Source organism: Agrococcus sp. GCM10030265 (genome assembly GCF_042666675.1).
Lineage (GTDB): Bacteria > Actinomycetota > Actinomycetes > Actinomycetales > Microbacteriaceae > Agrococcus.
Genome location: NZ_JBHTCZ010000002.1, coordinates 285,085 through 295,267, shown reverse-complemented (window position 1 = coordinate 295,267; position 10,183 = coordinate 285,085). Strand labels below are relative to the sequence as shown.

Here is a 10,183-nt window from a genome sequence, read left to right as displayed (position 1 = left end):
CCTCCCGTCGTCGACGCTACGGCACCCGCAGATGCGCACGCGACGCGAGGACCCCCGCAGGCGCGATGCCTGCGGGGGTCCTCGTCGCTCGGTGCGGTGGGATCAGACGAGCGAGCGCAGCACGTACTGCAGGATGCCGCCGTTGCGGTAGTAGTCCGCCTCGCCGGGGGTGTCGATGCGCACGACCGCCTCGAACTCGATCGTCTCCTTGCCGGGCGCGGAGTGCTCGCTCGGCTCGGCCGTGACGGTGACCGTCTTCGGCGTGACGCCCTCGTTCAGCTGCTCGAGGCCCGTGATCGACACCACCTCGGTGCCGTCGAGGCCGAGCGACTCCCACGACTGCCCGGCGGGGAACTGCAGCGGCACGACGCCCATGCCGATGAGGTTCGAGCGGTGGATGCGCTCGAACGACTCGGTGATGACGGCCTTCACGCCCAGCAGGCGCGTGCCCTTCGCCGCCCAGTCGCGGCTCGAGCCCGAGCCGTACTCCTTGCCGCCGAACACGACGAGCGGGGTCTCCTGCTCGGCGTACGCCTGGCATGCGTCGTAGATGTACGACTGCGGGCCCTCGGGCTTCGTGAAGTCGCGCGTGTAGCCTCCCTCGACGACCTTGCCGTCGTTGACGGCCGCGACGAGCTGGTTCTTCAGGCGGATGTTCGCGAACGTGCCGCGGATCATGACCTCGTGGTTGCCGCGGCGCGAGCCGTAGGAGTTGAAGTCGCGCTGGCCGACGCCGTGCTCCGTGAGGTACTGCGCGGCGGGCGTGCCCGCCTTGATGTTGCCGGCGGGGCTGATGTGGTCGGTCGTGACCGAGTCGCCGAGCGTCGCCATGACGCGCGCGCCATGGATGTCGGCGACGGGCGTCAGCTCCATCGTCATGCCGTCGAAGTACGGCGCCTTGCGCACGTAGGTCGACTCCTCGTCCCACTCGAAGACGGGGCCCTCGGGCGTCGGCAGGCTCTTCCAGCGCTCGTCGCCGTCGAAGACGGTGGCGTACTGCGTGATGAACTGCTCGCGCGAGATCGACGAGTCGATGATCGCCTGCACCTCGTCGGACGACGGCCAGATGTCCTTCAGGAACACCTCGTCGCCATCCTGGTCGATGCCGAGCGCGTCGGTCTCGAAGTCGAAGTGCATCGAGCCGGCGAGTGCGTACGCCACGACGAGCGGCGGCGACGCGAGGTAGTTCATCTTCACGTCGGGGCTGATGCGGCCCTCGAAGTTGCGGTTGCCGGAGAGCACCGCGGCGACCGCGAGGTCGTTGGCGTTGATCGCCTCCGACACCTCCTCGATCATGGGGCCCGAGTTGCCGATGCAGATCGTGCAGCCGTAGCCGACGGTGTAGAAGCCGACGTGCTCGAGGTCGTGGTTCAGACCCGACTTCTCGTAGTAGTCGGTGACGACCTTCGAGCCGGGGCCGAGGGTCGTCTTGACCCACGGCTTGCGCGTGAGGCCCTTCTCGCGTGCCTTGCGGGCGAGCAGGCCCGCGGCGATCATGACCGACGGGTTCGACGTGTTCGTGCACGACGTGATGGCGGCGAGCGTGACGGCGCCGTTGTCGAGGACGTACTCCTCGCCGTCCGGGGTCGTGACGTTCGCGGGGGTCGAGGCGCCCTGGAACGAGCCCGACTGCAGCACGGCGACCTTCGAGGTCGCGTGCTCGTGGTGCTCGTGCTCCTCGCCGGGCACGCTGCCCGGGTCGGAGGCGGGGAACGAGTCCATGGAGGCCGAGTCGACGACGTCGGTCGTCGTCTCGCCCGTCGAGCCGCCCGCCGCGACGTAGTTCAGCACGTCGCGCTCGAACTGCGCCTTCGACTCCGACAGCAGGATGCGGTCCTGCGGGCGCTTCGGGCCGGCGATCGAGGGCACGACCGTCGACAGGTCGAGCTCCATGTACTCCGAGAACCGCAGCTCGCGCGACGGGTCGTGCCAGAGCTTCTGCTCCTTGGCGTACGCCTCGACGAGCGCCACGGTCTGCTCGTCGCGGCCCGTGAGGCGGAGGTACTCGAGCGTGACGTCGTCGATCGGGAACATCGCCGCCGTCGAGCCGAACTCGGGGCTCATGTTGCCGATGGTCGCGCGGTTCGCGAGGGGCACGGAGGCGACGCCCTCGCCGTAGAACTCGACGAACTTGCCGACGACGCCGTGCTGGCGCAGCATGTCGGTGATCGTGAGCACCACGTCGGTGGCCGTGACGCCGGCGGGGATCTCGCCCGTGAGGCGGAAGCCCACGACGCGCGGGATGAGCATCGAGACGGACTGGCCGAGCATGGCCGCCTCGGCCTCGATGCCGCCGACGCCCCAGCCGAGCACGCCGAGGCCGTTGACCATCGTCGTGTGCGAGTCGGTGCCGACGCACGTGTCGGGGTAGGCGCGCAGGACGCCGTCGACGGTGCGGTCGTAGACCACCTTCGCGAGGTGCTCGATGTTCACCTGGTGCACGATGCCGGTGCCGGGAGGCACGACCTTGAAGTCCTGGAAGGCCGTCTGGCCCCAGCGGAGGAACTGGTAGCGCTCGCCGTTGCGCTCGTACTCGATCTCGACGTTGCGCTCGAGCGCGTTCTCGGAGCCGAAGAGGTCGGCGATCACCGAGTGGTCGATGACCATCTCGGCCGGCGAGAGCGGGTTGATGCGGTCGGGGTCGCCGCCGAGCTCGGTGACGGCCTCGCGCATGGTCGCGAGGTCGACGATGCAGGGCACGCCGGTGAAGTCCTGCATCACGACGCGCGCGGGCGTGAACTGGATCTCGGTGTCGGGGTCGGCGTCCGCCCTCCACGCGCCGAGCGCCTCGATCTGCGCCTTGGTGACGTTGGCGCCGTCCTCCGTGCGGAGGAGGTTCTCGAGGAGGACCTTGAGCGAGAACGGCAGCGACTCGTGCCCCTCGACCTGGTCGATCCTGAAGATCTCGTAGTCCTGGCCGCCCACCTCGAGGGTGGTGCGGGCTCCGAAGCTGTCGACTGCCGACACGGTGACTCCTCACACGATCGTCCTGACGCTGTGCGCGTCCGAGCATAGCCGCGGGCTCGAGGCTGCGGCCGAAAGTATCTTGACGTCAAGACATCCTACGCCGATCGCCCGGCGCAGGCACGCAGGTCAGGTCGTCGCGGGCGTGTCGCGGGGCTGCTCGGGCTCGGGCACGGCGCGCACCATGAGCCACGTGACCCAGAGGGCTGCGCCGTAGAGCGGCACGCCCATGAGCAGCTTCGTCGTCGCGAGGGCCTGCGTCGCCTCCGCGAGGTAGAGCGGCACCTGCACCGCGAGCCGAGCGCCGAGCACGCAGACCCAGAGGATCGTCGCCCGCACGGCGACGGCCTTGCGGGCGGGCTCCGTGCGCCATGCGTAGGGCGTGCCCGTGAGGCCACCGGCGAGGAGTCCCACGAGCGGCCTGCGGGCGATGAGCGACACGACGAGCGCGATGACGCCCACGGTGTTGACGATGAAGCCCCAGAGGAAGTTGTCGTTCGCGTTGCCCGTCAGCAGCGCGACGGCCGCGGAGATGCCGACGCCGACGAGCCCCGCGAACGCGAGCACGGGCTGGCCCTTCGTCACGACCCGCAGCAGCACCGCGAGGATCGAGACGCCGAGGGGCACGAGCACCGAGATCCACACGTCCTGCGTGACCGTGTAGAGGACGAGGAAGAGGATGCCGGGCAGCAGCGACTCCACGATGCCGCGCACGCCGCCCATCGCCTGCAGGATGGCGCCGCCGCTCGGGCGCTCCCCCGGTGCGATGTGGCCGAGCCGCGACGATCGCACGGCGCTCGCGATCGCCTCGTCGGCGCGATCGCGCTCGGCGTCCGCCGCGGGTCGCTGCTCGTCGGTCATGCGGGCTTCGGTGCGTTGAGCGGGATGAGCTCGCGAGGCGGCATGGGCGTCTCGCCACGCACGACCACCGTCGAGCGGTAGATCTCGACGATGCCCGCGACGGCCTCGTCGTCGGTGGCGGCCGCGCCGCCGATGATGCCCTGCAGCATCCAGCGCGGGCCATCGACCCCCACCACGCGCACCGCGCGCGGCTGACCGTCGGGGCCCGACTGCAGCGTGCAGCGCAGCTCGGGGCCGAGCGGGCCGTCGGCCTCCTCGACCGAGGCGCCCTGGCGCACGAGCTGCGCGGACACCACGGCACGCACCGAACCCCAGATGCCCTCCGAGCGCGGCGCCGCGAACGGCTGCAGCTGCACCGTGGAGCCCGCGTGCTCGAGCGTCACGGCGACGACGCGCTTCGTGGCCTCCTCGACCTCGAGGCGCATCTGCAGCCCCTGCCGCGGCACGATCCGCAGCCCGCCCAGGTCGATGTACGGGCGCACGGGCGCCTCGGACTCGTCGAGCGGCCCTGCCTCCGCACGGTCCTCCGGCGCGCTCTTCTCGAACGCGTCGACCTCGAAGTCGTCCTCGGGAGTCTCGTCAGCCATGGGTCTCCTTCGTCCTTCCGAATCCGCTCGAGCCGAAGCCGCCCTCGCCGCGGTCCGAACCCGGCAGCTCGTCGACGCGCACGAAGCGCGCGCGCTCGACGCGCTGCACGACGACCTGCGCGATGCGATCGCCGACGGCGATGGCGTGCGGCTCGCTGCCCGTGTTGAGCAGGATCACCTTGATCTCGCCGCGGTAGCCCGCGTCGACGGTGCCGGGGGCGTTCACGATCGTGATGCCGTGCTTCGCGGCGAGGCCGCTGCGGGGCACCACGAACGCCACGTGTCCAGCGGGCAGCGCGATGCGCACGCCCGTGCCGATCATCGCTCGCTCACCGGGCTGCAACGTGCGCGCCTCCGCGGCGTGCAGGTCGGCGCCCGCGTCGCCAGGATGCGCGTAGGTCGGCGCGTCGCCGACGATGAGCACCTCGACCTCGTCCACGGGGACCAAGGCTAGCGGGCAGGATGGAGGGGTGCGTCATCGTGAGCGACTCCTCCCCCCGATCTGGCTGTTCGCCGTCTGCCTGCTGATCGTGCCGTCGGCCGTGCTGGTCTTCCTGCCGATCTCCCCCACGTGGGGCTGGATCGTCGCCGTCGTGCTCTACGCGGGCATCGTGGTGGCGCTCGTCGCCGCCGCCCCCGTCGTCGAGGTCGACGCCACGACGCTGCGCGCCGGCCGCGCCCGCATCCCGCTGTCCGCTCTCGGCGCACCCGAGTCGCTCGACGCGGCGGCCGCGCACGTCGCGCTGCACACGGGATGGGATGCCAGGGCGTTCCACACGACGGTGCCCTGGACGCGGCTCATGGTGCGCGTGCCCGTCGTCGACCAGGCCGATCCGACGACCGCCTGGATCATGTCGACCAGGAAGCCGGACGCCCTCGCCGCGGCGATCCGTGGCGAGGGCGTCGAAGGCGCCTGAAGGCGCCGGCGAGGAGGTGCTCGAGGCTACGAGCACTCCTTGCAGATGGGTCCGAGCTTCGACTCGTGGTCGAACTGCAGGCGGTGCTTCACGAGGAAGCAGCTCACGCACGTGAACTCGTCCTCCTGCGGGGGCAGCACGATCGTCTCGAGCTCGACGTCCGACAGGTCCGCGGCCGACAGGTCGAAGCTGCCCGGGTTGTCGGCGTCGTCGTCCGTCGCCGTCTGCGTGCCCGCGGGCACCCGCTCCTTGAGCGCCTCGATCGACTCCGCGTCGTCGTCGTTCTTGCGCGGGGCGTCGTAGTCGGTTGCCATTGCGTTCTCAGCGTTCCTTCGGCGTGGATTCGGGGGGGATTCGGCGCACAGTCTGCACGCTCGATCCTGCGAATGCAACTCGCGGCACGCCACGGTCATTCCCGCACCCGGTCGAGGGCCGATGACATGCTGATGTCGACCATCCGAACCGGGACGTGAGGCGCATGGACAAGCTCAGTGTGATCGGGGTCGAGGACGACCTGCTCGTCGTGGAGGCCGCCGACGGCAGGCGCTTCGCGATCGACGTCGCGGCGCTGCCGGAGCTGCCGCGCGCGAAGACCGCGACGTCGCAGCGCAAGGCCTCGCCGCGCGAGATCCAGACGGCGCTGCGCGCCGGCCAGACCGCCGAGGAGGTCGCGACCGAGACGGGCGAGGACCTCGAGTTCGTGCGCCGGTTCGAGGGTCCCGTCGTCGCCGAGCGCGACCACGTGCTCGACCAGGCGCTGCGCGTCGCGGTCGCCTCCGGCGACATCGACCCGCTCGCGAAGGAGGCGACGTTCGGTGAGGCGCTCGAGGGTCGCCTGCGCGACCTCGGCGCGAGCGACGAGTCGTGGTTCGCCTGGCGCGAGGGCGCGGGCGAGTGGGTCGTGCGGCTGCGCTTCCACGCGCAGGGCATCGACCACGTCGCCACCTGGACGTTCGAGCCGCGCAAGGCCGCGCTCACGCCGCGTGACAAGGAGTCGACCGCGCTGAGCACGCGCGGCGACGCCTCGACCGTGCTGATGCCGCGGCTGCGCGCCGTCGACCACCAGCAGCAGCAGGATCAGGCCCAGGCAGCCGCGCCCACCGCCGCGCCCGCCGCGCCCGCCGCGACCGAGACGCCGCAGCCGACCGCGCCGCAGCCGCGCGTCGAGGGCCAGCGGTTCGACTCGGGCGCGTTCCGCGTCGGCACGCAGTCGCCGTCGAAGCCCGTGACCCCGAACCCCGTGCTCCGCGACGCGGCGCAGGGGCAGCCCGCAGCCGTCGTCGAGGCCGCCGTCACGACCGCGCGGCCCGCGCAGGCGCCCAACCACACCGCCGACCTCCTCGAGGCGCTCCGCCGTCGTCGCGGCGAGCGCGAGGCGGCGCTGCAGCAGGCCGAGACCGGCACCGTCCCCGACCTGCCGAGGCCCGGTGCGCAGCAGGACGCCCTCTTCGGCGCCGAGGCAGCCGACGACGAGCAGCCCGGCGTGCACCACACGAGCCCGCTCTCCGGCACGCGACCCCGACGCGGCAGCCGTCAGTCCATGCCGAGCTGGGACGAGATCGTCTTCGGTGCGCGCGGCGACGACGATCCCGCCTGACGCACCGCATCCGCTCCTGAGACGATGCCCGCCGCGCGATGCGGCGGGCATCGTCGCGTCCGGCGAGCGCTCCCGCGAGACGGGGACGCGTCGGCTACGGTGGCTGAGACCAGCGATGGCACCTACGAGGAGGTAGGCATGACCGCGTCGTCGACGACGAGGCAGGGCGGACTGCGACGGGTGGTGACCGCGTCGATGGCGGGCACCGTCGTCGAGTGGTACGAGTTCTTCCTCTACGCGAGCGCTGCGACGCTCGTGTTCAACCTCATCTTCTTCCCGCAGAGCGACGACCCGCTCGTGCCCATCCTCTCCGCGTTCGCGACGTACTCCGTCGGCTTCGTCGCGCGACCGCTCGGCGGCATCGTCTTCGGCCACTTCGGCGACAGGTACGGCCGCAAGCGCCTCCTGCAGCTCGCGATCCTCATGGTCGGCGCGGCGACCTTCCTCATGGGCTGCCTGCCGACGTTCGACCAGATCGGCTTCTGGGCGCCGGCGCTGCTCGTGCTGCTGCGCTTCGTGCAGGGGTTCGCCGTGGGCGGCGAGTGGGGCGGCGGCGTGCTGCTCGTCGCCGAGCACTCCCCCGACCGGCAGCGCGGCTTCTGGTCGAGCTTCCCGCAGGCGGCCGTGCCGATCGGCAACCTGCTCGCGACGATCGTGCTGCTCATCCTCTCCAGCACCCTGCCCGAGGAGCAGTTCCTCGGCTGGGGCTGGCGCGTCGCGTTCTGGCTCTCGGTGGTCATCGTGATCATCGGCTACTACATCCGCACGCGCATCGACGACGCCCCGATCTTCCAGGAGGTCAAGGCGGAGGTCGCGGCGTCGACGGCGCAGTCGTACGGCGTCTTCGAGGTGCTGCGCCGCTACCCCCGCGGCGTGCTGACGGCCATGGGCCTCAGGTTCGGCGAGAACATCATGTACTACCTCGTCGTGACGTTCTCCATCACGTACCTGGCGACGCAGCACGGCTACGACACCGCATCCATCCTGCGGTTCATGCTCGTCGCGCACGTGCTGCACATGCTGGTCGTGCCCGTCGTCGGGTACCTCTCCGATCGCGTGGGCAGGCGGCCGCTGTCGGGCATCGGCGCCGTGCTCGCGGCAGGATGGGGCTTCGTCGCCTTCCCGATGTTCGACACCGAGCAGCCGCCGATCATCATCGCCGCCGTGTGCCTCGGCCTCGTGATCCACTCGTTCATGTACGCGCCGCAGCCGGCGATCATGGCCGAGATGTTCCCGACCCGCATGCGCTACTCGGGCGTCTCGTTCGGCTACCAGGTGACGTCGATCCTCGCGGGCTCGCTCGCGCCGATCATCGCCGTGGCGCTGCTCGGCGCGACCGGGAGCTCGCTGCCGATCGCCATCTACCTCGCGTTCGCCGCGGCCGTCACGTTCGTCGCGGTGCTCGCCCTGCGCGAGACGAAGGGCTCGTCGCTGCGCGACGTCGACGAGGAGGACAGGCAGCGCCTCATCGCCGAGCGGGGCGCCGCATGAGCACCGTGGCCTGGATCGGGCTCGGCGCCATGGGCGGGCGGATGTCGGCCCACCTCGTCGAGGCGGGCGACGCCGTGCGCGGCGTCGACGTCGTGCCTGCCCTCGTCGAGGCGGCCGCTGCGCACGGCGTCGCCGCGGCGACGTCGGTCGCCGACGCCGTGCGCGTCGCCGACGTCGTCGTGCTGAGCCTGCCGCGCGGCGAGCACGTGCGGCATGTGCTCGACGGCGACGACGGCGTCTGGGCCAACGCGCAGCCCGGCACCCTCGTGCTCGACACGTCGACCGTCGACGTCGCGACGTCGCGCTGGTGCCATGACGAGTCGCGCGCCCGCGGCCACCGCTTCGTCGACGCGCCCGTCTCGGGCGGCGTCAGCGGCGCGGAGGCCGGCACCCTCACCGTCATGCTCGGCGGGGAGGACGACGACGTCGCCGACGCCGCACGCGTCGTCGCCCCGTTCGCAGGCTCGACGATCCGCGTCGGCCCCGCGACGCACGGCATCGCCGCGAAGCTCGTCAACAACATGATGCTCGGCATCGGCATGCTCGCGGTCTCGGAGGGCTCGCAGCTCGCCCGCCACCTCGGCCTCGACGCGCAGGCGTTCTGGGACGTCGCGCGGGTCTCGTCCGGCGACTCCTGGCCGCTGCGCACCTGGTATCCCGTGCCCGGCATCATCGACTCCAGCCCGGCGAACCGCGGATTCGTGCCCGGCTTCTCGACCGACCTCGCCGAGAAGGACCTGTCGCTCGCGGTCGCGGGCGCCGACGACACGGGCGTGCACGTGCCCGCGGCGCGGCTCGTGCTCGAGCAGCTGCGCGCCCTGCAGGCCGACGGGCTCGGCGGGCTCGACTGCATGCTCGTCGCGCGCTTCGCGTCGCCCGACGGCTCGCTCGAGGGGTTCGACCCGCCCGATCAGGAGCCGGCGTAGGCGCCGAGCCGCACGAGCGGCACGCGCAGCTCCTCCGGCGTGAGGGAGCCGTGCTGTCCGACCATGCCGCGCGCGGGATCGTCCTCGCGCACGTACAGCGCGCCGTTGCCGCGCATCGCGACCACGAGGTCGCCGATGCGCGGCAGCACCACGTCGTCGACGTCGCCGAGCCATCCGGTCGCCACGAGCTCGTCGCGCGTCGCGATCCAGGCGACGTCCGCGAAGGCCGCGCGCCATGCGGCGACGGTCGCATCCCACCCACCCCACGACGGGTCGCGATGCAGCTGCAGGCAGCGCGGCTCCCCCGCGACGTGCGCCACGCCGTCGAGCAGGGCGGGCGGCACGACGACGTGGCGGGACTCCGGCACGTCGACCATCCCGTGGTCGGCGGTGACGAGCACGCCGGTGCCTGACGGGATGCGGTCGACGAGCCGCGCGACGGCACCGTCGAGGCGCTCGAGCGCGTCGATCCAGGCATCCGACTGCCAGCCCTGCTCGTGGCCGATGCGATCGAGGTCGGGCACGTAGCAGCTGACGATGCCGTCGCCCGCGTGCGCAGCCGCGATCGCGGCATCGACGCGGTCGTCGATCGTGCGGGCGGCCACGTACCGCGCGCCCCGCAGCGTCGCGCGGGTGAAGCCCGAGTCGGCGTAACGGGGCTCGTTCACGACGGTGCTCGGCACCGTCGCGAGCAGCGGCGCCGCACGCTGCCACGTCTCGGGATCCATCGCGCCACCCCAGTCCCGCAGCTGGTTGCGCACGCCCGCGCCGGGCACGAGCGCGTCGTAGCCGACGATGCCGTGCCGGGCGCCGTGCCCGTGTAGAGCGACGTGAGCGCGG

The 10,183-nt window shown here is 71.8% G+C and carries 10 protein-coding genes; 4 read left to right on the top strand and 6 right to left on the bottom strand.

What is annotated here, in order from left to right; all coding sequences use genetic code 11:
- Window positions 1-102 precede the first annotated feature (102 nt).
- The 4 genes from ACFQPP_RS05545 to dut all read right to left on the bottom strand — a co-directional run bounded on the left by ACFQPP_RS05545 (window position 103) and on the right by dut (window position 4,851).
- Window positions 103-2,967, bottom strand: coding sequence for an aconitate hydratase (locus tag ACFQPP_RS05545; RefSeq protein ID WP_376915561.1), 2,865 nt, complete (start codon window positions 2,965-2,967; stop codon window positions 103-105).
- 126 nt (window positions 2,968-3,093) lie between these two features.
- Window positions 3,094-3,825, bottom strand: a complete 732-nt coding sequence (locus ACFQPP_RS05540) for a DUF3159 domain-containing protein (protein WP_376915560.1) — start codon at window positions 3,823-3,825, stop codon at window positions 3,094-3,096.
- Window positions 3,822-4,412, bottom strand: a complete 591-nt coding sequence (locus tag ACFQPP_RS05535) for a DUF3710 domain-containing protein (RefSeq protein WP_376915559.1) — start codon at window positions 4,410-4,412, stop codon at window positions 3,822-3,824. The genes ACFQPP_RS05540 and ACFQPP_RS05535 overlap by 4 nt, the downstream gene beginning before the upstream one ends.
- Window positions 4,405-4,851 (bottom strand): dUTP diphosphatase, encoded by a 447-nt coding sequence (gene dut / locus ACFQPP_RS05530; RefSeq protein ID WP_376915558.1) that lies wholly within the window; start codon window positions 4,849-4,851, stop codon window positions 4,405-4,407. Before dut ends, ACFQPP_RS05535 begins: the two co-directional genes overlap by 8 nt.
- A gap of 31 nt (window positions 4,852-4,882) precedes the next feature.
- Here dut and ACFQPP_RS05525 point away from each other — a divergent pair, with 31 nt between their 5' ends.
- Entirely contained in the window at window positions 4,883-5,329 is a 447-nt protein-coding gene (locus ACFQPP_RS05525) for a DUF3093 domain-containing protein (RefSeq protein WP_376915557.1), read from the top strand.
- Between the two features lie 26 nt (window positions 5,330-5,355).
- Here ACFQPP_RS05525 and ACFQPP_RS05520 read toward each other — a convergent pair whose 3' ends face one another.
- Entirely contained in the window at window positions 5,356-5,643 is a 288-nt protein-coding gene (locus ACFQPP_RS05520; protein ID WP_376915556.1) for a DUF4193 domain-containing protein, read from the bottom strand.
- A 164-nt stretch (window positions 5,644-5,807) separates the two neighbouring features.
- On the opposite strand from ACFQPP_RS05520, the gene sepH reads away from it, so the two are divergent.
- From sepH to ACFQPP_RS05505, 3 genes are all read left to right on the top strand, one after another.
- Entirely contained in the window at window positions 5,808-6,926 is a 1,119-nt protein-coding gene (sepH, locus tag ACFQPP_RS05515) for a septation protein SepH (protein WP_376915555.1), read from the top strand.
- Window positions 6,927-7,064: 138 nt separating this feature from the next.
- On the top strand, window positions 7,065-8,417 hold the full coding sequence (locus ACFQPP_RS05510) for an MFS transporter (protein WP_376915554.1): 1,353 nt from the start codon (window positions 7,065-7,067) through the stop codon (window positions 8,415-8,417).
- Entirely contained in the window at window positions 8,414-9,343 is a 930-nt protein-coding gene (locus tag ACFQPP_RS05505; protein ID WP_376915553.1) for an NAD(P)-dependent oxidoreductase, read from the top strand. Before ACFQPP_RS05510 ends, ACFQPP_RS05505 begins: the two co-directional genes overlap by 4 nt.
- Here the strand turns inward: ACFQPP_RS05505 and ACFQPP_RS05500 are convergent.
- The gene (locus ACFQPP_RS05500) at window positions 9,328-10,119 is read right to left on the bottom strand and encodes an alkaline phosphatase family protein (protein WP_376915552.1); all 792 of its coding nucleotides are present in this window, start codon (window positions 10,117-10,119) and stop codon (window positions 9,328-9,330) included. The two genes, ACFQPP_RS05505 and ACFQPP_RS05500, sit on opposite strands and share 16 nt — an antisense overlap.
- Window positions 10,120-10,183 lie beyond the last annotated feature (64 nt).